Origin of the sequence: Paenibacillus campi (genome assembly GCF_034659835.1) — a bacterium.
GTDB classification, from domain to species: Bacteria; Bacillota; Bacilli; order Paenibacillales; family Paenibacillaceae; genus Saccharibacillus; species Saccharibacillus campi.
The window spans coordinates 752,024-777,927 of the sequence record NZ_JAXSQZ010000001.1 but is presented as its reverse complement, the minus strand read 5'-3'; the positions used below and the strand labels follow the sequence as shown (position 1 = coordinate 777,927).

At 46.9% G+C, this 25,904-nt stretch carries 25 protein-coding genes; 6 read left to right on the top strand and 19 right to left on the bottom strand.

Annotated elements, in window-relative coordinates:
• The first annotated feature begins 5 nt into the window (after nucleotides 1-5).
• Nucleotides 6-953 carry an AraC family transcriptional regulator gene (locus U1I11_RS03080; protein WP_322903706.1) on the top strand — a complete coding sequence of 316 codons (948 nt, stop codon included), beginning with the start codon at nucleotides 6-8 and terminating at the stop codon, nucleotides 951-953.
• Between the two features lie 180 nt (nucleotides 954-1,133).
• Here the strand turns inward: U1I11_RS03080 and helD are convergent, their stop codons facing one another.
• The 11 genes from helD to U1I11_RS03025 all read right to left on the bottom strand — a co-directional run bounded on the left by helD (nucleotide 1,134) and on the right by U1I11_RS03025 (nucleotide 13,705).
• A complete protein-coding gene (gene helD, locus U1I11_RS03075) occupies nucleotides 1,134-3,491 on the bottom strand; it encodes an RNA polymerase recycling motor HelD (RefSeq protein ID WP_322903705.1) in 2,358 nt (785 codons plus the stop codon).
• 192 nt (nucleotides 3,492-3,683) lie between these two features.
• Nucleotides 3,684-4,427 carry a type I methionyl aminopeptidase gene (map, locus tag U1I11_RS03070; protein WP_322903703.1) on the bottom strand — a complete coding sequence of 248 codons (744 nt, stop codon included), beginning with the start codon at nucleotides 4,425-4,427 and terminating at the stop codon, nucleotides 3,684-3,686.
• 323 nt (nucleotides 4,428-4,750) lie between these two features.
• Entirely contained in the window at nucleotides 4,751-5,083 is a 333-nt protein-coding gene (locus tag U1I11_RS03065; RefSeq protein ID WP_322903701.1) for a four-helix bundle copper-binding protein, read from the bottom strand.
• A gap of 83 nt (nucleotides 5,084-5,166) precedes the next feature.
• Nucleotides 5,167-5,610, bottom strand: a complete 444-nt coding sequence (locus U1I11_RS03060) for a MarR family winged helix-turn-helix transcriptional regulator (RefSeq protein WP_322903699.1) — start codon at nucleotides 5,608-5,610, stop codon at nucleotides 5,167-5,169.
• 65 nt (nucleotides 5,611-5,675) lie between these two features.
• Complete coding sequence (locus U1I11_RS03055; RefSeq protein WP_322903697.1) at nucleotides 5,676-6,824, bottom strand: FUSC family protein; 1,149 nt, start codon at nucleotides 6,822-6,824, stop codon at nucleotides 5,676-5,678.
• Nucleotides 6,825-6,990: 166 nt separating this feature from the next.
• Nucleotides 6,991-7,500 (bottom strand): DUF2062 domain-containing protein, encoded by a 510-nt coding sequence (locus U1I11_RS03050; RefSeq protein ID WP_322903695.1) that lies wholly within the window; start codon nucleotides 7,498-7,500, stop codon nucleotides 6,991-6,993.
• A 311-nt stretch (nucleotides 7,501-7,811) separates the two neighbouring features.
• Complete coding sequence (locus tag U1I11_RS03045; RefSeq protein ID WP_322903693.1) at nucleotides 7,812-8,567, bottom strand: glycerophosphodiester phosphodiesterase; 756 nt, start codon at nucleotides 8,565-8,567, stop codon at nucleotides 7,812-7,814.
• A 146-nt stretch (nucleotides 8,568-8,713) separates the two neighbouring features.
• Nucleotides 8,714-10,156, bottom strand: a complete 1,443-nt coding sequence (locus tag U1I11_RS03040) for a serine hydrolase domain-containing protein (RefSeq protein WP_322903691.1) — start codon at nucleotides 10,154-10,156, stop codon at nucleotides 8,714-8,716.
• Nucleotides 10,157-10,514: 358 nt separating this feature from the next.
• Nucleotides 10,515-10,712 (bottom strand): hypothetical protein, encoded by a 198-nt coding sequence (locus U1I11_RS03035; RefSeq protein ID WP_322903689.1) that lies wholly within the window; start codon nucleotides 10,710-10,712, stop codon nucleotides 10,515-10,517.
• A 29-nt stretch (nucleotides 10,713-10,741) separates the two neighbouring features.
• The gene (locus tag U1I11_RS03030) at nucleotides 10,742-11,302 is read right to left on the bottom strand and encodes a DUF1572 family protein (RefSeq protein ID WP_322903687.1); all 561 of its coding nucleotides are present in this window, start codon (nucleotides 11,300-11,302) and stop codon (nucleotides 10,742-10,744) included.
• Nucleotides 11,303-11,686: 384 nt separating this feature from the next.
• The gene (locus U1I11_RS03025; protein WP_322903686.1) at nucleotides 11,687-13,705 is read right to left on the bottom strand and encodes a bifunctional 2',3'-cyclic-nucleotide 2'-phosphodiesterase/3'-nucleotidase; all 2,019 of its coding nucleotides are present in this window, start codon (nucleotides 13,703-13,705) and stop codon (nucleotides 11,687-11,689) included.
• A 324-nt stretch (nucleotides 13,706-14,029) separates the two neighbouring features.
• On the opposite strand from U1I11_RS03025, the gene U1I11_RS03020 reads away from it, so the two are divergent.
• From U1I11_RS03020 to phnE (U1I11_RS03005), 4 genes are all read left to right on the top strand, one after another.
• Nucleotides 14,030-14,974 carry a phosphate/phosphite/phosphonate ABC transporter substrate-binding protein gene (locus tag U1I11_RS03020; protein WP_322903685.1) on the top strand — a complete coding sequence of 315 codons (945 nt, stop codon included), beginning with the start codon at nucleotides 14,030-14,032 and terminating at the stop codon, nucleotides 14,972-14,974.
• Between the two features lie 408 nt (nucleotides 14,975-15,382).
• Nucleotides 15,383-16,216 (top strand): phosphonate ABC transporter ATP-binding protein, encoded by an 834-nt coding sequence (gene phnC, locus U1I11_RS03015; RefSeq protein WP_322903683.1) that lies wholly within the window; start codon nucleotides 15,383-15,385, stop codon nucleotides 16,214-16,216.
• Entirely contained in the window at nucleotides 16,213-17,010 is a 798-nt protein-coding gene (gene phnE / locus U1I11_RS03010) for a phosphonate ABC transporter, permease protein PhnE (protein WP_322903682.1), read from the top strand. The genes phnC and phnE (U1I11_RS03010) overlap by 4 nt, the downstream gene beginning before the upstream one ends.
• Complete coding sequence (gene phnE / locus U1I11_RS03005; protein ID WP_322903680.1) at nucleotides 17,007-17,804, top strand: phosphonate ABC transporter, permease protein PhnE; 798 nt, start codon at nucleotides 17,007-17,009, stop codon at nucleotides 17,802-17,804. The genes phnE (U1I11_RS03010) and phnE (U1I11_RS03005) overlap by 4 nt, the downstream gene beginning before the upstream one ends.
• Before the next feature lie 125 nt (nucleotides 17,805-17,929).
• Here phnE (U1I11_RS03005) and U1I11_RS03000 read toward each other — a convergent pair whose 3' ends face one another.
• Both U1I11_RS03000 and U1I11_RS02995 read right to left on the bottom strand, forming a co-directional pair.
• On the bottom strand, nucleotides 17,930-19,051 hold the full coding sequence (locus U1I11_RS03000; RefSeq protein WP_322903678.1) for a hypothetical protein: 1,122 nt from the start codon (nucleotides 19,049-19,051) through the stop codon (nucleotides 17,930-17,932).
• Between the two features lie 123 nt (nucleotides 19,052-19,174).
• Nucleotides 19,175-19,900, bottom strand: coding sequence for a class I SAM-dependent methyltransferase (locus U1I11_RS02995; protein WP_322903677.1), 726 nt, complete (start codon nucleotides 19,898-19,900; stop codon nucleotides 19,175-19,177).
• A gap of 269 nt (nucleotides 19,901-20,169) precedes the next feature.
• Between U1I11_RS02995 and U1I11_RS02990 the strand changes: the two genes are divergently transcribed.
• A complete protein-coding gene (locus U1I11_RS02990; RefSeq protein ID WP_322903676.1) occupies nucleotides 20,170-20,466 on the top strand; it encodes a hypothetical protein in 297 nt (98 codons plus the stop codon).
• Nucleotides 20,467-20,587: 121 nt separating this feature from the next.
• On the opposite strand, the gene U1I11_RS02985 is transcribed toward U1I11_RS02990, so the two are convergent.
• From U1I11_RS02985 to U1I11_RS02960, 6 genes are all read right to left on the bottom strand, one after another.
• Nucleotides 20,588-21,085, bottom strand: coding sequence for a tetratricopeptide repeat protein (locus tag U1I11_RS02985; RefSeq protein ID WP_322903675.1), 498 nt, complete (start codon nucleotides 21,083-21,085; stop codon nucleotides 20,588-20,590).
• 103 nt (nucleotides 21,086-21,188) lie between these two features.
• On the bottom strand, nucleotides 21,189-22,208 hold the full coding sequence (locus U1I11_RS02980) for an ABC transporter substrate-binding protein (RefSeq protein WP_322903674.1): 1,020 nt from the start codon (nucleotides 22,206-22,208) through the stop codon (nucleotides 21,189-21,191).
• A gap of 188 nt (nucleotides 22,209-22,396) precedes the next feature.
• Nucleotides 22,397-22,879 carry a substrate-binding domain-containing protein gene (locus tag U1I11_RS02975; protein WP_322903673.1) on the bottom strand — a complete coding sequence of 161 codons (483 nt, stop codon included), beginning with the start codon at nucleotides 22,877-22,879 and terminating at the stop codon, nucleotides 22,397-22,399.
• Nucleotides 22,876-24,363 (bottom strand): helix-turn-helix transcriptional regulator, encoded by a 1,488-nt coding sequence (locus U1I11_RS02970; RefSeq protein ID WP_322903672.1) that lies wholly within the window; start codon nucleotides 24,361-24,363, stop codon nucleotides 22,876-22,878. Before U1I11_RS02970 ends, U1I11_RS02975 begins: the two co-directional genes overlap by 4 nt.
• 119 nt (nucleotides 24,364-24,482) lie before the next feature.
• A complete protein-coding gene (locus U1I11_RS02965; RefSeq protein WP_322903671.1) occupies nucleotides 24,483-25,025 on the bottom strand; it encodes a ribonuclease in 543 nt (180 codons plus the stop codon).
• A 264-nt stretch (nucleotides 25,026-25,289) separates the two neighbouring features.
• Nucleotides 25,290-25,904 carry a P-loop nucleotide/nucleoside kinase family protein gene (locus U1I11_RS02960; protein WP_322903669.1) on the bottom strand — a complete coding sequence of 205 codons (615 nt, stop codon included), beginning with the start codon at nucleotides 25,902-25,904 and terminating at the stop codon, nucleotides 25,290-25,292.

Sequence of the window (25,904 nt, the reverse complement as noted above, 5' to 3'; positions counted from 1 at the left end):
ATGAAATGATGCAAAACGTTGAGCCGCTACGCGAACGGCTGCGTGAAGATCGGGTGCATGGCAATTTGCTATATCCGGTCAGCATTTATGAGATGGGCAATTTGCATGATGATATTATTTTGGAATGTCATTGGCATGAGGAGCCCGAGTTTATTATCGTGACCGAGGGCAAAGCGCTGTTTCAGGTTGGGACGGTAAGCTGTGAAGTAAAAGCCGGGGAAGCGATCTTTGTGAATTCCGGTGAGCTGCATACTGCGTACCAGATCGACGATAGCATATGTAGCTTTGCGGCGATTGTGTTTGGCATGTCGCTATTAGACAGCAGTTCCTATGATACGATCCAGGCGAGCTATCTAGACCCTTTGCTAGCGCGCAACTCTCCGACACTGCTGCATATGGATGGCAGTACAGCATGGCAGCAACATGTATTACAGTTGTTGCAACAGATCGTGCATGTGAATCTAACACAACCGGTGGCGTATGAATTGACGACAAAGGCGTACTTATATCTCGTGCTCGGTTCCATGTATGAACATATAGATCATGAGCATGAACGACCGCCTGCGATTGCCTATGACCGGATCGAACGTCTCAAAACGGTACTTAGTCATATCCATGAGCATTATGGACAGCCGCTGCGCTTACGTGAGCTGGCAGAGCAGGTGAATATGAGTGAAGGGCATTTTTGCCGCTTTTTTAAAAGTTTAACGCAAAAAAGTCCGATCGATTACATTAATCGCTACCGAACCCAACAAGCATGCCGTCTGTTAAAAAGCAGCAATCGCAAAATTGTGGACATTTCGCTAGAAGTTGGCTTTGATAGTTTGAGCTATTTTATCGCCGTATTCAAACAGCATCATAGCTGTACACCTTCGCAATATCGCAAAGAATTGAATCGGCTGCATTCCGGACGTACGACAGAGTTATTGATCGATGATATGGTGTTAACATAATGAGTTATCGTATCGGTCAACATACAATCCGTGCAGCAAAAAAGGCAGTGCGCTATACACGAGTAATGTACAAGCGCGCTGCTTTGTGTTGTATTGATGTTGCACAGGAAACGGCGTTGTGATCGCTGAACAATGAGCGACGATCATTTCCTGTGCAACTGAAGCTGTAACATACTGCGCTTATCCGCGATAATCATGCCGCTCATACAACTCGGCATCTACCGCACTAATAAACGGCGTTACCTCACCGACCGCATAAGCGTATAACAAATGCATCGCCCGCGTACAAGCGGTATAAAACAGCTTCCGTTCCGCCTCACGATCATACTGTGCTGCCGAGGCGTTATACAAAATAACCGCGTCAAATTCGACCCCTTTTGCTAAATACGCTGGAATAATAATCGTCCCTTTTTCAAACACCGGCGTATTTTTGGTCATTTTGCGCATCGTAATCCGATCTTTGAGCGCTTCATATGCTTCCGTACATTCGCTCTCTGTTTTGCAAATGATCGCGGTGTACTGGTAACCTTGCTGTTGCAATTCATGAATATTGCGCACAATCTCTTGATGCATATCTTCACGATCATCGTACAATGCTATGACAGGCTTGTTACCGCGCCGGTTAAACGGAATAATCTCTTGTCCACCCGGCAACATCGCACGCGTAAAATCAACGATTTCATAGGTGGAGCGATAACTGCGCGTTAAGCGGATCAGTTCGGTCTGCTCCCGTCCGTACAGCTCCATTAGTGGTTCCTCATCATCAAACACTGAATTATGGCTATAAATCGCTTGATTCAGATCGCCTAGCGCCGTCATGCGTGCACGCGGAAACAGACGCTTCATAAATTCCAACTGAAATGGCGAATAATCTTGCACTTCATCGACGATCATATGTTTAATCGCCGTATTGGAGCGAAAGCCTTGTAATTGCTCTTTTAAATACAAATACGGAGTCGCATCTTCATAGCCTAACTCGCCTTGACGCATCCGCTGGACCGTTTGTGGCGCAAATTCCGCCCAGCCGTCCGGCAATGTGTCGTCATTAATACGCTGGAACCATGTTTCATCTTCAAACAGACGGCGATACAACCCACCTAGATCGATAAAACGTAGCCGTTTCACCCATTTGCGTAACGGTTTGAGCCAATTGTTCACAACCATGCGTGCTGCCATTTCCGTTTCCAATTGGAAATCGTCAAATGAGACCGATTTGTTTTTTTGCTTGCGCCGCATCATCGTATACGCGCGATGATAATCGTCGGTAGTGAGCATCTGAATTTGCTCCTCCACCCACGGCTGTTTGCGCTCCTCGCGTCCAAATTCATTCACTTCTTTAAGCAGCCAATCACGTAACAGCTCCATCCGGTTGCCCAATTTGACCGCTGGATCGTAACTGTAAAACTTATGCTCCATTTGCGCTGCCGATACAATTTCGCGTCCTTGGAAACGAATCGGTCTGAACTTTATCCCCTCATGCAACAGCAGCTCGGCATAACAGCGAATCGCGCGGAAGTACTGAAGCGATGATTTATAACGAATGCCTTGCACACGTGCCGGATGCCCATCATCGTCCGACCAAGCGAGCAAATATTCCATCTGTGAAAATACGTCTTCCAGATCAAATTCGCGCCCGATCCGAATTTCCAAATACGCCTGGAAAGTCGTTTGCAGCATATTTTCTTCCCCCAGCTCTGGCAATACGGTTGACACATAGCTGTTAAACATTGAATTGGGCGAAAATAAAATCATCTGATCCGCACGCAAGCTGTCCCGATATCGATATAACAAGTACGCAACCCGCTGTAATGCCGCCGACGTTTTGCCGCTACCAGCAGCACCTTGTACGATCAGCATCCGGCTTTTATCGTTGCGAATGACGCTATTTTGCTCTTTTTGGATCGTAGCAACGATGTTTTTCATCTGATTGTCAGCGCTATGGCTAAGCACTTGTTGCAACAGTTCATCACCAATCGTCACACCGGTATCAAACAGCACTTTAATTTCGGCATCACGAATGACGAATTGCCGCTTTAGCTCCATCTCGCCTTCTATGCTGCCTACCGGTGTACGATATGAAGCGTGCCCAGGCGCACCATCATAATACAAACTCGATACTGGTGCACGCCAGTCATAAATTAGAAAATCCTCCTCATTATCATCCAAAAACGAACCGATACCCAAATAAATACGCTCGCTTCGCTCCTGTCCCTGCTCCCTAAAATCGATCCGTCCAAAATAAGGCGAGCTGGACAGTCGACGCAACTTATCCAGCGTCAAACTGGAACGGCGGTGACTTAGCTCCAACTCGGACAGCACTTGCGATTGCTGGCGCAAGCTGGTCGATGTCTCACCTACATCATCTTGCTCACTAAAGTTGATCGTTACTTCATCCCAAAAATCTTTGCGCATGCCTACGACATCACCACGACTATCGCCGACTTCTTGCTCCAGTGCTGCCATTTTGCGTTTAATTTTGGCAGTTACGTCATCTACACGTTGCTGCTCCTGCGTCCAAGCTTGTTCTTCTGTTGCCATCCTGCCAGCCCCCTTTAAATTAACTGTTGACAATCACCTAACATATATGTTATCGTTAATAAGTATATAGACGAGATGAACTGTTCTGCTTTTTGGCAGAGCATTTTTTATTTTACGTCTTTTTTGGTCTATTTGCAAATAACAAAGCCGCACGACGGAGAATTCTACTTCTGTCATGCGGCTTTTTAATTGTTAGCGGGTCAAAATGATCGGCTCACCTTTAGTAATGATGAGTGTATGTTCATACTGGGCAACATAGCTGCCATCGTCTGTTTTTAATGTCCAGCCATCACCGGATTCGAATACTTCCTCGGCTTTGGTCGAAACGAACGGTTCAAAGGCGATCACACTGCCTTCCTTCCACAAATCGTTATCGGTCGGATCGTAATAGCTTAAAATATATTCCGGCTCATCATGCAGCGATTTGCCGATACCGTGACCAGTCAAATTGGTAATGACTGTAAAACCAAGCTTGCGGGCAGTATTATGACTTGCTTTGCCTGCATTGCTACGTTTGGAGCCTGCTTTGATCTTTTTCATCGCTGCGTCAAATGCTTGGATCGATGCATCACAGAGCGCCTCCAGTTTGGCATCGCCTGTGCCCGCTACAAAAGATACACCTGTATCCGCAAAATAACCGTCCAATGAAGCGGATACGTCCACATTCACCAGATCGCCGTCCTGAATGACACGATCGCCGGGGATGCCGTGGGCAACTTCTTCGTTAATGCTAATGCATGTATAACCTGGAAAATCATACGTCGACTTCGGTGCCGAGATTGCGCCGTATTGCTGAAATAACTCCCCTGCACGACGATCAAGATCGATCGTACGTACGCCGGGCTGTGCCATATTTTTGAGTTCGTCACGAATGATCGCTACGACTTTGCCGATTTTTTTTAATCCTTCGATATCCTGTTCTGTTTTTGCAATCATAAATAATCTCCTTTTCCGTCAACATCATATTCTACTATACTCTATTATCCAGTCATTTGCACGGGAACCGGCTACAGTATATCGATAAATAACGATATTAGAGCCAGTATCCATATTAAAATATGCACATATGAAAAAACCGGTTAACAGACTTTGACGATCTGCTAACCGGCTCTGTATCACTATGGAATCGATACCTTACAGAGGCAAAATGTAGACGGAATTTCACTTATACACCGATCAAAATCAGCCTCGTTTGTCATTGTTGTTGCGCAAACTTCGATAGGCACAGATATATCCGCTTAATTAAACGCAGCTTCCGCTCAAGCAGCCATACTTCGACAAGCTTCGGCGCAGTGGCGACATGCCTCGGCACAGCGCTGACAATGATCATGCTCGTGCTTGCCGCATTCTCGGGCACAATCTTCACAAATTTGCGCGCATAGCTCACAAATTTGCTGCACATACGGGCTGTTCGAACTCATCGCCTTGATCGCAAACTGGCACATATCAGCACATTCGCGGTCAAGTCGAATACATTCTCGCATCATATCGATATGCTGCTCACTCAAACATGACACATAACAGTTGTTACAGGCTTCCACACATTCCATACAAGCTTCGATGCAGCGTTGTCTTTCCTCCGTTGATATCATCGCTTGTCCCTCCTGTTGTTTACTAATCAGCCATCATTATACACTTAACCATGATGGCGAAAAGATAACAGCAGCAGCTACACTCAATCCATGTTTTTAATAATACGATCGATCATTTTCACCGTAAACTCGCGTTCCTCCGAGCTAAACCCTTTGAAAATTTCTTCGATCGTTTGATACGCTTTAGCGGCAAGATCGTCTACAATGCTGCGACAATAATCGGTCAAATAGATCAGATTCGTGCGGCGATCATCCGGATGCGGCACACGAATGACCATGCCCCGGCGAATCATATTGTCAATTAGCCGTGATACGCTCGGCTGATCTTTGCGCGACAAACGTGCCAGACGATTCTGGGTTTGTCCATCCCGCTTCCACAAATACGAAACGAGTATCCATTGTTCATACGTGACCGGATAACCGGCATCGCGAAACTGCTGATTCAGACGATTGCTGGCAAGGCGTGAAGCGATGGTTAATTTGTAACCGATAGACTTTTCCAATTCATATGGGACACCTTTCGTCATTCCCGTCGATCTCCTTTAAACCGAATACGTAATTTGAATAAGTATAGATGGCCTGGCCCAGGATTTCACTTCCAGGGCCAGGTTGGAAACGATCGTCTTGCACGCGACGAACGTGCTTCCGAATCCGACTGTAGCTCCTCATGCAGCCGTTTGCCGGAATCTTCTTTGGGATGATCTTTATCCCGGTTGGATGAGCCGTTCACATGGTCAACGAGTCGATGTAACCGTTCCAGCTGATAACCATAATCGTACATTACTGCCGCGACGATCGACAAGCGCAGCACACCGCCGAAATTTTCTTGATACCGCTCAATCATCGTATCGAGAAATTTGTCGTTGGCGGCTTCGACTTCCGCCGCTTCACTGCCGTTATGTTTGATTTTGTTATCCGATTTAAGCAGGATGTGCTCATGGAATTTGATCAGCTTTTCCAGATGGGAATCGAAATATTCATCGATCTCTTTCGTACGTTCCGCCTGAAAATAATGCTGCTCAATTGCCGTCAGCACGTCCATCCCTTTGCGCAGCGCGGTCACCATCTGTTTGTCTACGACCAGATGCCGCTGCGTCGTCATCGATGGGCGATTCAGCTTGCCCATTTCCTCCTCCATCAGATTATATTTATCTGACAGGGATTGAATAGCACCGTCAAGCGAACGCTTTTCCTCGCGAAATACCGCTTCTTTAATCTCATCCGATACTGCTGTACGCAACAACAACGACATTTTCGTAAACGTGCTTTCAATCTGTGCTTTAAACTGTTCCAATGGCTTAGGCGGCGCGATCAGCACATTGATCAGAAACGCAGATACGATTCCGATAATACTGAGTGTAAATCGATTGAGGGCAAATTGCCATTGTCCCTGTCCCATCCCCGACACTTCCATCACGGAAATGACCGTTACGAGTGTCAAGCCGATCGTATCGCCCATTTTGAGGCGCAGACAGATCATAATGACGACGATACACATGAGACCGACAGCGATCGGGTCATTGGAAAAGACCATCCCGCCGAGTAACGCCAGAATCGCGCCCAATGTGTTCGTCTGAATCTGATCCAGAAAATAACGAAACGAACGGTAAATCGAAGGCTGCATCGCAAAAATGGCAGCAATCGCCGCAATCACGGGTGGTTTTAAATCGAGCCAGGAGCTTACATATAAAGCAAGCGTGACCGCGATACCGGTCTTCAGCATGCGGGCTCCGAAGTTCACGGGTGTTCCTCCTTTAAATCGAGTAGTAGATCGTTAGCTATGTTGGCAACCCCTGACCGTTTCATCTAGCCGGTCGACAGCTGCTATGTTGATCACTGCCGCAAAACGGTGACCAACATAGCGTATACATTAATACCCTTGTTTGGCTGACTGGTTGCAGGAAGAATTATTTTTTACCGCGCAGCAACTGAAGTAGTGGCTTGCGGTATTTTAACATCACCCATTTAATAACCACATAAATAATAGCGGCAAAGACCAAACTGTTCACGACAGCACCGGTAATAAAATACATACCAGCATCGCGCCAGTGATGCGATGCATGCAGCGGTTGCATATAATCCTCCGGCCAATCCGGCATTTTGATATGCAGCATACGGGATGGCCAGCGTGCCGAATGGAACAGACTGACCAGCAAATGACCGGTATGATAATTCAGAAAAAAAGTCAGCGGCCACACAAAAGAGTCAAGCGAAGCCGCGAAGATCGCCGCCGGCATTGCTCCTTTGAACAAACGACTGAGTCCTAGTGATAATAATGGGCCGATTCCGATTAACGGATACCAGCTTGGAATGAGCCCGACTGCAAATCCGATTGCGACCTGATGCGCGCCCCTCCGCAATCGTAGTAGCCGAATGGTATTAAGCTTCAAGTAGCGTCCAATTCGTAGTTTTCTCATCGCTCGTCTCCCATACGGCGCCAGGATCACAGATATTCATTATTGTAACCATTTCTGTTACGCTTGGAAAGTTTCAGTTTGGTCATTTTATCCGTTGTTTCCGTGGCATATAGTGTGGTTTCGCCGCTGTCGTCCAGTGCCAGCAATCGACAGGAGCAGACTTTAAACATACCACAAAATAACTAAAAACACAGCTTTATACTATACAAAAAACACCGTATACGTTATATGACGTATACGGTGCGCTGCTGTTTTATAGACGAAACGTTTATGATTACAATTTTATCATAATTAGCCATTAACTTGGATCATTAAAACGGCTTGGCGCTTGGCGCTGTCGCTGTTCGTAACGCTTCATCCAAACGATCCGGATAATCGGTAATGATGCCCGCGCAGCCCATCTCTATCAATGCACGCATCCGTTCCAGCTCATTGATCGTAAACGGATTGCTCACAATGCCAGCCGCATTAGCATGCTGCACGATAAATGGCTCCATTGTCAGATGATACGGATGCAGCGCTTCCGCTCCGATATTGCGTGCATAATTCCACGGATCGACCAAATTTTCGACATATAAAATACCGGTGCGAATGTCTGGTGCAAGACGTTTGCACGTCAGCAGCGCATAATGGTTAAAGCTCGAAATGAGGATACGTTGTTCCAGCCCGCGTGCACGCACCGCCTGAATGAGCTTTTCCTCCATACCGGTATAGGGCTTAATATTGTTTTTTAGCTCCAAATTCAAAATCAACTCGTTGGACATTGCCCAATCAAGCAATTCATCCAATGTCGGAATCCGTTCACTAGCAAATTCATTGCCATACCAGCTTCCAGCATCAAGGCGACGAATCTCATCGCTATGAAGCTCGCTAATCTCTCCCGCTTGCCCGGTCGTACGCTGTACGCTTTCATCATGAATGAGCACTAATATACCATCCTTGCTCATCTGTACATCGGTCTCTATGCCTGTCGCTCCCAGCTCCAGGCCACGGCGAAAGGCTGCCATTGTATTTTCCGGACAATGCCCTGATGCGCCGCGATGCGCATAGTTAATAATGGACTTCATCAGACGATTCCTCCTTTGGCTTATGCTGCCTGCGTGACAGCGATCAATTGAAATTATGCTTTCTGCATTGCAGTGTTCATTATGCGCACTGAATGTTTGGGCAGTATCAACTGGCTGATTTAGGCTGCTGTAGGCTGCTGCTAAGCTTATTTAATAAGTGTATCATTCGCCAGCGTCTGCGTTTGCACGAGCAGCTTCGCGATATCTATACCGTAATGGTTGCCAAGCAGCACGACCATCACATCATCGTCCAAATTGTACGTAAACCCGGTAGAATAGCCAGTGCCACTGCCATTGTGATAGATCGTATGCTTGCCGTCTATATTTTTAATCAGAAACGCATAGCCATATGGCTTCAAATTGGAATGAGGGGTCAACATACGCTCCACACTTGTTTGATTTAAAATCGTATAATTGGCAAACGATTGATACCATGTCATCATATCGTCCAAACTGGAATAAAAGGTGCCTGTACCGGATTGCGACCAGTAATAATCGCCTTCTACCCAAGCGCCGGTCGCCTTATGTTTGACAAAACCGGCAATCGTCTTCGTCGCTGGTGTCGCTTCACCGGTATGATTCATATGCAGCGGGTCGAGAAATGTATGCTGGATATATTGACCGTACGTTTTACCGGATGCCAGCTGTACGATATACGCGAGCAACACATAACCTTGATTGCTGTAATTAAACGTAGTGCCTGGCTCGAAGCGTAGCGGCTTCGTTTTGATCTCATTTACCGTATCCTGTAGCGTTGTGCCTATACGACGCGTAAAATTCGAGTTAAAACCTGCTGTATGGGACAGCAACATATGGATAGTAATGTCATCGCCGCGTGGGAAGTCAGGGATGTAGGTCGTTAATTTGTCGTCCAGACTAATTTTGCCGTCTTGCACTAATTTCATGATCGCAGCAGCGGTGAATGATTTGCTTAACGAGGCGATACGGGATATGCCATTTGGAGCGGTCGCTTTGCCAACTGCTGACAAGCCATATCCTTTTTTTAATATGACTTTACCGTTTGACTCCACAAGCGCCAGACCGGAATAACCTTGTGCTTGCAAATAAGTGTCCACATTTTGCGCCGCAGTTGCCCGAACCGTCGACGCATCCGGTGTGAGATCGATCGTGGCGAGCTGTGCGGTCGTGTTTAGCGTCAGCTTTGCTTTGAACGCCTCCGCCACAAAACGTGCTGGCACCATCATCGTTCCGTTTATATTGCGCGACGCTTCTGGCATCGACAATCGATAGCCATCGAGTGTAATGGTCGATGTGCCAGGTGTATGTACAATTCGATCACCGTTATTGTACATGACGACCGAGCGGGTTGCGGCATCCCAACTTGTGCATGCGCCTAATTTAAGCGCTGCTTCACGTAGCGGAATCATCGTAGTGCCATTGCGCACAAATGGGGCAGTAGACCAGTTGATCTGCTGCCCGGCAATCGTAATTACGGCAGGCGTTGCAGAAGAAGCCGCCGCTGCCTGCGGAGCGTTCGATGAATCGATACCTAGTGAAACGGTAAGTGCTGTTACCGTGACAAATCGGACGGCAAATCGAAATCGGGCGCCAATGCTGCTAAATTTCATATCGTAGATGTCCTCCTGATTCGATATCACGTATCGTTTATAAAATCGGAACATGGTCTGGATAGGCGGCTGGTCTACTTTTCTCCACCGATCGTACAGCAATGTTTGAATCGCATCGATTTAGTACCTTGAACGCGTTAAATAAGCAGTTTGATATTGCATAGCAGCAATGTTCTTATGCTACGATTTCAGTATATTTTTCATAAAATGTAGTCAATCAGACATTGAATTTAAGCTGGTCACCCTATTAGAGCGTGTACGCAAACTATTGCGTTGTAGCATCAACGACTGCGATACGTACAGCTCACAGCATACGAGTTTGCGTACACATCCTATCGCTTATGCGCATCGTTTCCGCTTACAAGCAGTGATACACATACAACTTGCCTTCCATACTGCGTTGCTGCGGATCATAGATATACGCATCCAGCAATTGCTCCACTGTTAATGTCAAAATAAACTTTTGCAGTTCACGCTGACTTTCAAATTGCAGCCGAAAGCGCTGCTGTTGGTCGTCCGTAATTTCGATATCCCATGTCATCGGTTGCCCATTCATACTGTACACCCCTTCATTCGGTCTGCTGCTTATACATCTTCGGTAAAATGACGGCGTTGCTGCGGCTGTTGAAACTTATTGCTGTTATACTGCGCCGAATGCTGACGAGGAATGGACAGACTGTCCCAAGCGGTCGATTTTAACATTTTGGCGGCATATACGATCTGACCAACATGATATGGATAATGGCATAACTGACGCTGAATCGCTTCCAATACCGTATGACCTTCATTACGAATGTAAATGATTGTCATTAACTGCTCTGGTGGCAATTGTTCTAGCGCATCCAACAAGCAACGCCAGCCTTGCTCCCAATAATGCCATACCTGCGCCGCATCCGCCGTTTCCCATTCAAATTCTTCATCCCGCATACGCCACGGCTTTTCCCCATCACTAGTGAGCAGATCAGTCCAGCGTGAGCGCATATTGCCACACAGATGTTTAACGATAATGGCGATGCTGTTGCTGTCCTCGTTCGGTGATACAAACAACTGTGCTGGCTCAAGCTGACGCATCGCTTGTTCACCTAAATGTTTGTAATACATAAACTGGCTGATCGCACTTTCCAGCATATTGGACTCTATTCCCATCTCCTCACCTCTTGTTTTAATTTTAAGCGATAGCCGTTCGTCTCTGCAAAGGCTATATTGTTCATCCACATACCGGATCACAGCGAGCGGAAAATACGGCAAAAGACCGCTATGATCCACCTAGCGGTCTTAGGTCACACTATATTCGATTCGGTTTTTGGCAGTTTGTGCACGACAACCAACGCGCTATAGGTTGAGTCAGAGCTTACGATCACATTGTCAACTACAACGAATAGCGTCTAACTCCTATCCAGATGGCAACCCTACCGATTGCAAATGAACGATCGAAACCGGCGGCTCTTGCCTACACTTCTACACTTCTACACTTCTACACTTCTACACTTCTACACTTCTACACTTCTACACTTCTACACTTCTACACTTCTACATCCCCATTTTCAGGCTAATTCGATACGTAGCAAACCCATTCGCTTCCAATCCTACCGGAGCAAACTGCGGATATTCATCCAGCCACTGCCGTGCATCCGGGGAAGATTGGAATACCGCATAGATCGTTTTTTTTGAAGCAACTGGCTCGGCTTGTGCTTGTTGAAGTGATGGCTGCTCCAGCATATCTATTTGCGTATCCATCTGCTGCCCGCTTCCATAACAAAGCGACCAGTTATGATCAGCTACAGGCTGTATCCGTCCATGATGACGCACATAATCGATCAACACCTGGCGATTTTCGATGCCTGCATCCACGATGACACGTTGCCCGTCAGGATTCGCCAGCGGTGTGGAAAAGGCGCGATATTGATTCGTGGCGACCGCAAACTCCATCGCTCCTGTTACCAGTTCACCGTTATACGTCAGCTCGACAATCCGGCGATTATTGCTGTTGATCAGCTCGCCTTCCGCATTGTAACGCGGCGGCATACTCACATCGATTCGATACGACAGACCATCGATCACATCAAAATTAAACGGAGAAAAAGCGGCATGTAGCAGCTCCTGCCGCTCATCGTCAGGCACAAGTGTCGCATACAAACCTGCCGACCATTCCAGCCATTCACGCACTTCATCCCCATTTAATCGTACGATGCAAAATGTGTTCGCATAGCTGTAAATGTCTGCCATATGCCGCAATGTGAGCGGTCCGGGTTCGATCGCGGTATAGTGGAGCGGGCCGTAACGACCGCCTGTTTTAAACGGTGCTGCCGCCGACAATAACGGCAAAGACGAATAAGACGTTCCTGCCAGCAACTGCCGCCCCAACTCGCGCTGTGCTTCATTAATAAGCTGTACAATCGCCGTATCGGTCACGAGCGCAAAATAGCTATGCAACGACACATCCAACCGTCCGACCGGCGTATGAATATAGTGTAATGTTTGCTCGTGTGCAGCTTGAGCAACTTGTTCTAATTCAGCAACAGGTTCCACCAGCGCACACCCTAATACCGGGTCAACGATTGGGCGCACTGTGCCACAACTTGCCACGACCGACCAGCCGTCAGCAGACCGTTCCAATTCCAGATCGATAACGCCAAGATGGCTACCCCATACACCAGGCTCGGCAGCCGGTACACCGTAGATCGTTCCGCGCTCCAAATTAACGCCCGGTCGCCCGGCAAACTCGGCACCGGGAAATACTTTATGTGCATGCCCAAAAAAGAGCGCATCCACACCAGCCAGACGACTTAGCGGCAATACGGCATTTTCGCTAATTGTAGGCGCATCCTGCTCGACATAGCCGCAATGCGCCAGCAGCACAATAATATCCGCACCCGCTTGCCTTGCTGCGGCAATTGCAGCGCGCGCCGCTTCCACCATATCGTGCGCTTCAACCCGTCCTTCCAGATGATTGCGATCCCAGTTCATAATTTGCGGTGGTACGATGCCAATGACACCGATGCACAGCTCGGCGGTATCGCCTTCTTCATTGTGCAGTGTACGATGTAGCAGCACATACGGCGGCAACAATGAATGACGCTGCTGCCCATCCAGCACCTCAACATTTGCATTAGTATACGGAAAATACGCACCAGCGATACATTGCTGCAAATAGTCCAGCCCATAATTAAATTCATGATTGCCCAGTGTTGCCGCATCATAATCCAGCCTGTTCATTAGCTCAATTAGCGGATGCACACCTGCTCCGGTCTGCTCATTTTGCCAATAGCGCTGCTCTGCCGCATAATCGCCTAGCGGATTCCCCTGTAAAATATCCCCATTATCGAACAATAAATGATTGATCGTTTCGGCACGTGCTTGCGCGATCAAGGCAGCGGTGCGCGACAGTCCCATATGAATCGTATGTTGATTACGATAGTAGTCATATCCGGTTAAACTAACATGCAAATCGGTCGTCGCCAGCAGTCGTAATGGAAAGCGATCGGACTGTTTTGGCTGTTGTAGCGCGGATTGGTCTGTTGATTCGTATATAAAAGAAGCTCGTCTCATCTATACCGTTCCTTTCTGTTCTAATCCGTCAAACGAACTCACTTTATCCTATGAATATGATTATAGTGTAAACATGTACGTTTACATTTGGATAAGCATTTACATTTTTATGACAAAAATTGTCTTTTGTTTTGACCCTTCCATTTTCGAACACTGGTAGAATACGATTTATGAACATTGCCAGTCAGCAACTTGACCGTATGCACAGTAGAGCTTATTCATTATCGATTCTGTTTGCAACATGTCAACATATAGACTGGTACGACATCTGTTCATCATCAATTACATAGCTAATATGTATATGACATCTAGGGGGAAATAACATTGTTTAAAAAAGTAGCAGCTCTTAGTATGACATTGGCTCTTGCAGCTGGCTTAACCGCCTGTGGCGGCAATCTTTCCACATCCGCAAGCTCCGGCACAGCAGCTAGTAGCGCGTATGTGCCAACCGAACTGAAAGTTCAATTTGTACCTTCGCAAAATGCCGAAACACTTGAAGCCAAAGCGAAGCCGCTGGAAAAGCTGCTCGGTGACAAGTTGGGCATTCCAGTTACCGTATCGGTATCGCCGGACTACAATACGATCGTAGAAGCGATGGCTTCCCGTCAAGTCGATGTCGGCTTCCTGCCGCCAAACGCTTATGTGCTCGCTCATGACAAACGCAAAGCTGCTGATCTGTTGTTGCAAGCGCTGCGTTATGGCGTCAATGATCAAACCGGTCAGCCGACCACCGAAAAAGTCAACTACTACAAATCGATGATCCTCGTGAAAAAGGATTCTCCGATCAAAACATTAACCGATCTGAAAGGTAAAAAGATCGGCTGGCAAGATGTAACATCTTCCGCTGGTTATGTATTTCCGGCTGCCGAACTGAAAAAAGCTGGCGTTGACCCAGACACCGACGTGCAAGGCGTTACGATCAAAGGTCATGATGCGGCTGTAATGGCGCTGTTGAACGGTCAAGTCGATGCGGTCGCGGTATTCCAAGACGCACGCAACACAGTGAAAAAGGACGTACCTACCGTCTTTGATCAGACGCGTGTCATCCATTTCAGCGCCCCGATTCCAAACGATACGATTAGCGTGCGCTCCGATATGGATCAAACATGGCGCAACAAAATTAGCCAAGCGTTTATCGATATCGGCAATGATCCGGACGGACAAAAGATCATCGAAGATATCTATACGCATGTTGGCTATGAAAAAGGCGATGACAAAAACTTCGATCCTGTACGCGAATACGCCAAAGAAGTCGGTCAAGCGCAATAATGCCAGCAAAGTATGCGTCAGCCGCATACATTTAGGATAGCATATGCCGATCTGTCTGCACGGTGCAACTTGTAGTCAACATCGTACATTGACCGCTTGAAAAACCCGTTTTGATTGCTTATGGATAGGGTCATATAGAACGACTCAAATCGGTTTTACTACTTTACTACTTCAATCAATTACGGTCGACGTATTGGCGCACAGATGGCTCATTTTGCTTAACAGACAGTCGAATTGTAGCGTACTAACAAGCATACCACCTATTTTTGCTACTCATTATAGGGCAACAGCTTTCGTTATGTTTAAGGCAGCACCGTCCTTCTTTTGCGGGCGGTGCTGCCTGTGTTCGCTTATAAAAGACACTTATGCAAATATTGCACGATTTTATACAGAAAGTTGGGTTTGATTATGATTGAATTTCAAAATGTATCCAAAGTATACCCAAACGGTACCCGTGGCTTAAACGATATTAATCTAACGATCGGTGAAGGTGAATTGGTCGTAATTGTCGGCTTGTCTGGTGCGGGTAAATCAACATTGCTGCGTTCGATCAATCGCTTGCATGATATTAGTGAAGGCAATATTTTGATTAACGGGCAGTCGATTACCTATGCGTCCGGTTCTAGTTTAAGACGGATTCGCCGGGGGATCGGCATGATTTTCCAAAGCTTTAATCTCGTTAAACGTTCCACTGTATTGCGCAATGTGCTATCCGGTCGTGTCGGTCACCATTCGACACTGCGTACGCTGCTCGGTATGTTCCCTGCCGAAGATACACAGCTGGCGCTGGAAGCGCTTGAACGGGTCAATATTGTTGATAAAGCGTATAGTCGTGCTGACCAACTCTCCGGCGGACAGCAGCAACGTGTATCGATCGCACGTGCACTTGCGCAAGAACCGCAAATTATTTTGGCGGACGAACCGGTTGCCTCGCTTGATCCGCTAACTACTCGCCAAGTGATGGACGATCTGCGCCGGATTAATCGTGATTTGAACATTACGACGATTATTAATTTGCATTTTATCGATTTGGCGCGTGAATATGCGACACGTATTATCGGGCTGCGCGCGGGAGAGATCGTATTTGACGGCACACCGGAACAAGCGACCGATGAAGCGTTCGCTCATATTTATGGCCGTTCGATCCACCGTGATGAAGTACTAGGCGCACAAGCACCAGGCGATGAGGTCGTTACACTTGATCCGCAGCCAGCAGCAACAGCGATTGGTGAACGGTTATGAGCACAAGCACCAATCATACTCCGCCCGTCCTATCCGCGCCGCCGCGGTATAAACGCTATGCGACGTGGGCGCTATTTGTCGCTTTGATGATCGTCTGCTGCATTCAGACCGATGTTACGCCCTATCAGCTTATACGCGGATTGCCACAAATGGGCATTTTACTCGCGGAAATGGTGCCCCCGGACTGGAGCTATTTGCCGAAAATTTGGGAACCGATGGTCGAAACGATTCAAATTGCGCTTGTCGGTACGATGCTCGGCGGATTGCTGGCGATTCCGTTTGCCTTGCTATGTGCGTACAATGTCACATCCAATCGCTGGATTGCGCTGCCTGTACGACTCGTGCTCAATCTGGTGCGGACGATTCCTGATCTGCTATTTGCCGCCATCTTTGTGGCGGTGTTTGGGATCGGGCCATTTGCCGGGATGTTGGCGATTTTGTTCTTTTCGTTCGGATTGATTGCCAAGCTGACATTTGAAGCGATCGAAGCGATCGATCCGGGTCCATTGGAAGCGATGACAGCGGTCGGGGCGAACAAGCTGCAATTGATCGTGTTTGCTGTATTGCCACAGGCGATGCCGTATTATATGTCGTATTTATTATACGCGTTTGAAGTGAATGTGCGTGCCGCTTCCGTACTCGGTCTGGTCGGTGCAGGCGGCATCGGCTTGCTGCTTGACCGCTCGCTCGGACTGTTTCGTTATGATCGCGCCGCCATTATTATTTTACTGACGCTGGCAGTCGTGCTTGTGATCGATTATGCCAGTACAGTCGTACGGAGGAAGTTGCTATGAATTCAATTGCTGTCAAAAGACCGCTATGGCATCGCATTCGTGCCTGGGTATGGATCGCCGTACTGATCGCTGTTTATTTATGGGCATTTAACGGATTAAACTTTGAAGGTGTGCAAGCGACCGCCAAATCGGTATCATTGTCCATTCTTAATGGCTTTTTGCATCCGGACTGGAATTATGTGTATGATCCTGCCGGCGAAGATTTGCTGCGCGGGCTGCTAGAAACGCTGACGATTTCCATTCTTGGTACATTTGTGTCGGCATTTCTCTGTATTCCGTTCGCATTTTGGGCAGCAGCTAATATGAGCAAGTTGCGCGCCATTTCCGGCACTGGCAAAGTCGTGCTTAGCGTCATTCGTGTCTTTCCTGAAATGATCGTCGCGATTTTGTTTATTAAAGCGGTTGGTCCCGGTTCATTTGCCGGTGTGCTTGCCCTGGGCGTGCATTCGGTCGGCATGCTTGCCAAGCTATATGCAGAATCGATCGAAAGTATCGACAAAGGCCCCTCCGAAGCGCTCACCGCCGCTGGTGCCAGCAAACTGCAAGTGCTCTGGTTTGCCGTATTACCACAAGTGATTCCACAATTTTGGTCGTATGCGCTGTATCGGTTTGAAATTAATATGCGCTCCGCGACTACACTCGGTTTGGTCGGTGCTGGCGGCATCGGTACACCGCTACTGTTCGCGCTCAGCTCGCGCAATTGGAACCGTGTCGGCGTCATTTTGCTCGGCATTATAGTGCTCGTTATTTTAACGGATTTGATCTCAGGTTGGATTCGGAAAAAGATTGTGTAAAGATGCGGTCTGTGCAGCATGCAGTGGTATCTTTGCATATGAAAATGACAAAAGCGCTCCGCATGTATGGGGCGCTTTTTTGTTGCTACATTACAAGTATTGTTATATTCCAAATCCCCTGCTCCTTAACTCGCATACAACGGATAAATCGTAGCGAATAACATCCCTCTAATATCACGAATTACAAATTGATACGCCTCTGTATCCCATCTGGCATCATTCAAATAATGCTGCAATTCCGCTGCATGCGTCTCATTCACTTTCATTTCGTGCAACACATACGTTAAAATCGATAAAGGATAGAAATCATCCGGGTTGTCGTGTAACTTATCCAACGCTTGTTTCCACAATGGCAACGGGTCTACTGCCCTTTTATGTATTTGCTCCAACATCGACTCTAACACTTGATACGATGTTTTATTATAGTTGTCCAGTTTCTCCGTTCCTTCATCTGTACTCCAATAATGCAATTGTTCCAATAGTGGCAGCTTGGACAAATCTTGTTGTAGCTGTGCAAATTGCGCATCATATCGCTCCAAATCAGGACGAATTCGGTACAACAGATCGATTGGAACCATTTCCCGCATCGCCACACTATCATCGATATGCCAGTTATCCGCCGAAGCATGGAAGACAAAATCTGCTGCCTTATGCACATATTGATCAACATATGGCTTTAAACGATTGGCAACATCTTGTGCGATCACATAATCAGCAAAATGGATCAATCGACCATCAACCACTTGTTCAATATCGCTAAAATCGCCTGTATACGCAGCAATTACAATGTCCTCATCATGAACATCATAACTTATTTGCATAATAGCTATAGCTAGCTGTAATTTATCGATCAGCGCATCACCTAATTGAGTACGAAAATCAAAATCCCCAAGATGATACTCCCTACGATAGAAACGCTTTGTTGCATCTCCGTCTGTATGAAGAAGCTTCTCATCTTCTCCTACACTATTCGCATATAGTTGATACAGACGATATTCGCTAGCAGCAATAACGAGTGCATAAACGTCCTTGTTAAATGAAGAAGCAACAAACTGTTCCAGTTCCTGCTTATAATCTTCATAAATCATATCGCTCCATTGCTGTAACGACACACATTCAATTTGTGCAGGCAGCTGCTCCATACTATACAAACTGGAATCGGTCGTAATCACATAATAGAGCGGCTTGTACTCATACAATGCTAAATTTTTGAGCGCTCGGCAAATCTCAATCGGATACAGACGCATATATATTCCCCTTTAACAACAATTTGGTTGCTTGCTAACTATATCGGTACAAGCAACCAAATTGTTTATTGAGAATGATGGCATATATGCCCATGCCAAAACGTATACCCGTCGCTTTCCCGCTCATTTACTCGCCCCAATCACTATAAACGACGGCTTACGCAGCTCATCCACCAGTTGCGGCATTTTCTCCAAACCTTCCGCAGTCGGCTCCGGTTCAATCACAGCCTCAATACGTAGCCCGCTCTGAATCACACCATTTATAAGTGTCGATAGGCGGCGATGGTATGTAATCACATCATCGACAACCCAGTGCGAACGCCGAATTCCTTCCTGGCTATACTGATCGATAACATAATATAAGCGCTCGCCCTGCTCATTTTCTACCCAACCTTCTTTATCCAGCTTGGCGGTCACAAGCGGATGCTCGGTCGAAAATATAAACGTACCGCCAGCGCGAAGCCAGTGAGCGATTTTGCGTATCATCGCTTCGTATTGTTCCACATAATGCAGTGCTAACGAACTTACGATGATATCAAAATGATTCCCCGAGAAATCCAATTGTTCCATCGGCGCTTGAATATATTCGATTTGTTCATGCTGTGGTGCCAAACTGAGCATGCTGGCAGAAATGTCTGTGCCGGTCACATGTGCAGCCCCTTGCTCCAACATATAAGTAGCCAATTGCCCGGAACCGCAACCGAGATCAAGCACTCGTTTACCCTGTAATGAAGGCAACAACGAACGAAAAGCCGGTTGCTCCACGAAATCATTATAAGTCAGCTTTGATGCACGCAAACGGCTATAATATGCAAAAAACTCCGGATTATCGTACAGATTTTGCTTCATCGCTTTCGCATCCTCCTTTGATGAACATCCGTTTTATACTAGGCTGGCAACAAGCAGCAATACCTAGCATTGTTTAGACGTATAATTTGTCGTACAGGTTGCAGCAGCCTGCACAGCGTCCACTACATCTATCTCCAAGCACGGCGATTCAGATTATCCTTGTCTATTTGTTATTGCCTTTATGATTCAGCCTGCGGACGGATGCAAACCGCACGTAACTTTGCTATGGTTGAATGAATGAAAGCATGTTTAAACCGGAGGGATGATCTGTGAAAAAGCTGATCTTGCAGATTGTTGCCATGACCATAATTACGGTCATCGCTGTTACATTTGTCTATCGAAGCAGCATCAAAGTGACTGAAGGCAACTATCAAATTATCGGTGTCAATGATAAAGGGATCGTAATTCAGCTTGGCAATACAGCGCAAACATTGCGTACTACCGATGATATTGTACAGATCGTCAAGCTGGATCATTATTATGATATTCGTTTTGAAAAAGCGCCTTTGCAGCAGCCTGAGCTGGAATATATTCGTCTGGAATCATCAAATAACCACGAGTTATAGCGTTCCGCCGCGACTCGTGGCTATTGCTGTTGCGTACATCCCATTTGCATACAATCACACTTGGCTTACATAAGCGTAGCCGAATACAGCATAACAGTTGCCCTATACGACGCTAAGTCCGCTATGTCCATACCTCATCCAACTTATCGGCATAAAAGCGAATCGCCTTTCCGTATTGTGTAATGCCAACATCCGAGCTTGTCGCCGCCAGTTGTTCCAGCAACAAGCCAACCGCTTCAGCGGAACGTCCTAGATTATACAATGTCATCGCATAAAATACGTGTAATTCTCTGCGCTGTGGATATTCCGCAATCGCTGTCCGTAACAGCTGCTCCGAATCCGCATAACGTCCCAGCGTCCGATAGGTGCTGCCAAGACCGAGCAATGCATCCGGTCGATCCTCACCTGTCAATCCATGCTGCAATGCTTGCTCATAATACGGTACCGCTTCACGCTCCAACCCTAGATTGTCACATGTCCAGGCAAGCTGATACAACACATCCGGCTGATCGGGATGAAGCAATAGCAGCTGTTCCAGCAATTGTTTTGCCTGTGCTGCTTGTCCACTGCTGCGCAGTTCAGCCGCGTGTTGAATCGATTGTTCCAGTGTACTATTCATCGTTTTGCTCCTTTTGCCTCGTTCCTGTTTTGGCTGTCGATAACCTTTACAGTGTAGCATAACGCCAAAAGACAGTGCACATCATATGCACTGTCCGAACGATTTATTTGGCTGTAACAAGTCGTACTACATCTTTAATTTGCAGTGTGTTGGCAATCGCTCCGCTGGCAAGCCAGTAGTTATTTTCCACTTTGTAAGCATGACCGGCACGTACGGCAGGAAGCTGCTTCCAGATCGCGCTAGACTGAATCGTTTGCTCATTGCTTACGGCATCGCTTCCTTGTACAGTATAAAAGATATAATCCGCATTCAGTTCAGATAAGCCTTCCATCGACAACACCGCAAATTTGTTCCACGACTTTTCCTTAACAAGCGGGGGCGGTGTCAGACCGAGATCATGATACAGCGTTACCCCACTAAAATAAATGCCTTCCATCAGATTCAGTTGTTTTGGCTTAATACGAATAATCGCAAATGTTTTGCCGTTCGTGATCGGCTCCAACTGTGCGTGTGCCTGCTTTACCAGCCTGTTATAGTTGTCGATCGCCTGTGTAGCTTCAGCTTCTTTGCCAGTCAATTTGCCCAGCACACGAACCGTCTGCTGCCAATCCCCAGCTGCATCTGGAAATACATACGTAGGCGCAATGTTTGAAAATTGTTCATACACCCCATTCGCCGCCATTTCCGAGCTATACAGCACAATCAGATCAGGTTGCGCCGCCAGCACTTGCTCATAATTGTTGCCGCCGGAAAAATCGATCTTCGGCACATCCTGAAGCTGTGGCTCCAAATATTGCTGTACGAGCGGGCCATACGACCATTTCAGCACAGGTTTGATACCGAGCGTCAGCAGCGCATCTTCCATATAAGGCGCATAAATGCGTTCCGGCTGATGGGCTAATGTAATTTTGCCTAAAGCATGTTCCACCGTCAGCGGATAGACGGCGGACTCGGATGACGATTCGGCACCGGCAGAAGTCGGTTGCGTTGTCGTTGTTTGCGCATTGGAGGCGGACGATGATCCACGCTCGTTCTGACCGCCGTTTGTTGCTGCACACGCTGTAAAGAGTAAGCATACCGCCAATATAAACATAACGATACATGACATTCGTTTTGCGTTCATTATACCCTCATACCCTCCTTTATTGATAATAATTCTCATTTACTAATACAACATGATATCATTCGCGAGTTCATTACACTATAACCGATTGTGCGAACTTGCAACGGCACAATTGTGCGATGTGGTCGGATAATAAACGAAATCAACGCCAGCGCTAACGACCACCAAAAACGGTCAGCCAACTATAGCTATCGCTGCAAAACAGACTGTATCCGCTGCACAATCCATTGATGGGCAAGTGGGCTATATTCCAGCCACGGCATTTCGGAGACAAAATACACTGTCTGTCCGCGTACGGCGGCAAGCTCCTGCCAGCGTTCATCATGACGAATCCGCTCCCAGTGTGTCAACGATACCGGCTCCTGATCGATAACGAGCAAAAGATGAACCGGATTACACTGCTGCACAAAGCTTAGCTCGACGATCTGTTCCACCTCGATCGCTTCGCTGTCATACGGACAATGCAGCTTCAGATCATCATACAATACAGCGCCCACATTTCGTCTGCCATATACGACTAACTGTTCGCCGCTAATGCGCAGCAGCATCACACTCTGCCGAGCGATCGTTTGTGCCAGCAGTTGGCGCTGTATGCTAGTCTCCTGCTCATACCGCTCCAGCCATAATGAAGCGGTATGCTCACAATGCATATATTCGGCGATCTGACTCAACTGACTGCGCCAATCCAGCTGTTTCCACGGTATGTACAGACAGGGGCAATCTGTTCCAATTGTTGTCGATACGGCATACGTTCCTTGGCATCATCGCACACAATGACGCTCGGAGCTGCGGAAGCGAGCAGCGTTACATTTTGCTGCCATAACGCATCGGTCATATGGCGCTGACGCGGCAACGGAACCGCAATCGACCGATGATACGGACGTCGATGAATATCTCTTTCCTCATTGATCATCGCAGCGCAAGGTACGATTTGCAGTGCTAGCAAATGCGGAACATAGGCATACGACATATCGGCAATACGCTCCCTGCTCTGACCGGCAAAACGCAGCGGTGTGATGCCTGCCGCAGCTTTAAAACGACGGCGAAAATAGCTTTCATCCCGAAAGCCACAACGCTCGGCAATATCACGTACAGACCGCTTGCCGATCACAAGTTGCTCCTTCGCCCGACGCAATCGCAATTCATTCAAATATGTCATCGGACTCACTCGATAATGCTGCTGAAACAAAGTCGAATAATACCACGGACTCAGCCCGGCAATATGTGCCAGCTCATTTCTCGTTATCGGCTGAGCATAATGCAGCTCCATGTAGGCAATCGTTCGTTCCATATAGTTGTCCGCTACGGCTGGCAGCGCAGACGCAGATTCAGGCACCATACAGACCAGTTCATGCATAATTTGCTGAAACAATACGTCTGCCAGATTGCCTCTGTTCGCTCCCGTCTGTGCAGTACAAGGCGAAATCGCTACCCATAACTTGCCGGCAAGTCGCCATAGTTCGTCGCCATAACGCTGCGGCAACAAACCGATACAGGCAAAAGGAGCGCTAGCGCACACAAATCGTCTTTGACCGCGTTCGGTAACCGCTGTCGGTTGCAAATGTATACTAGATGTAGTTTGCAGCTGCGCGTCAGGATCAGAAAAATCCATCATTTCAGACATCGATTCATCGGTAACGGAGGACAATGCACACGATTGTGCCTGACGAAAGGGCTGTTCTTGTTGTTTTTCCTGCCCCCGTTCGGCAGATGGCTCTAATGTCGGCTGATCAGGCAACTCTATTTCGTACATATAATCAAAGGCAATTTCCAGCCAGCTTAGCGGTTCACCATTCACTTCGCGCTTGTGACCATACGTATAGTTTCTACTTAACCTTAAATCGCACATCCCATCGTGAGTGCCATCTGCCTGAGTATACGCATCCTGTATCACATAATGGCAATTCGGTTCCAGTAACACCCATTGCCCGGCAGACACGTACATTGCAGGCTGCCCGTCCAGCACTAATAAAGCTGTGCCACTGCGTATGAGCCATAATAAATACTGCTTTGCGGTCACGGCAATCGGTAACTGAAAATGAGACGGTCTCAAAAGCGACTTAGCCGCTTCCCCATTAACAATCGCTCCACTGTCAGTCAGATCATCACTATACATCTGCACTTGATGAAGCCGGATGTCATTTAAAATGTACATATTTGCTTAGAACCTCCTTCACCAAAAAGACCATAACATTCCGATAGCGGAAATTATGGTCTTCGGTACATACTGTATATTGCCTAGTTACATCGATAGGTATTATCGCTTTGCCACGTTTATTTCATCTGCTGAAACGATCGATAATGATCGGTCGTTTTATAAATCAACCCGTCAGTCGAGTACAAAATACGATCAGCTCCACGGAAGCCGGATGTGTAATTAATATCGGCTTCATGCCATTTGCGACCAGATGCTTTGGGCAATCGCCCTTCACGGTTGCTGAACGTATCGCCGCCAATACTTTTGCCAGGCGCTACTTTAGCGAGATTGCCTTTAGAGGAATCCCAGCCAAGTCGTTCGGCTTGTTTTTTCGTAATATAATTGCAAGGCAGCTGACCGTTATGCTGCCGCAAATAGTTAGCTACACCGTCAAATGTGTTAATAATGGTGCATTGATCCACAGTCGTTGTACTTGCTGTACCATTACTGGAAGATGTGCTTGAACCAGAGCGATTCGGGCTAGTCGTTGTCGTTCCAGCAGTCTGAGCCGTTTGATCGGCAGTATGTTGCTGCCCGCCATTCCACTCATTCGCTCCGAACAACACCGCCACCACAGCAATAATGACAAAAAGAATACTGGATATCGTTTTTCTGGACATAATTTCTCCTGTCTGTTGTATAGTCTGGTTAAAATATAAAAGGTTTGCTGTACAAGCAGATGACGATCTTCCTTCTGCTTGCATCATAATCACACTTCTTATAATCATACCAAAGTATACAACAATACCGTCGAATGTTACACTCCAATTCATGCTCGTTATCCAATCATTTAATAGTCGAAGCACCGTCCAGTATGAACTGCACGCCTATACTATGTTTAAGCAACTTTAAGTAACGCTCAATCGCTTGCCTAAGCGTTGAACTTAATCCACTTGGATAGGAGTAGAGTCATAACGCGCGAAGTGCACATGCAATTGCTGCTTTAACTGTTCCTCATCCAGCTGATCTGCGCTGTTATCATATTCAATTCGATCTACTTCATCCCATAAACATATGTTCTGTCGTATCCCCTCTACAAATTCATCCCAATGTGCAAATTTCCATTGATCGCGTTGCAAATTCCGCTCTTGTATACGCTTACGTAACACGTCCATCTTTACATTTATTTGCACTACAAGCGGATGTACATCATTTGAATCCCACCCATAACGTTGTACGAGTTCTTTGACATAATCCGGCTCTGCAAAATAACTAAGAAATGGCGCATCCAGTATGACAGACTGACCTAGTTGCACATTATCATTAGCAATATCCAGTAATGTACGATATTCCAATGGCATAACTACATGACGGTAATAATCGCAACCATCCCGTTCATAAGCAGCGTATCCATTCGCTTCCAGCAACACCCCACTAAATGTATTGCATACGATATCTTTATCCAAATACGTACATCCATATCTACGCGCAATATATTTGCCGATTGTCGATTTTCCGGAACCTGCAGAACCGATCAAAAACATAACTGTAGATTTCAT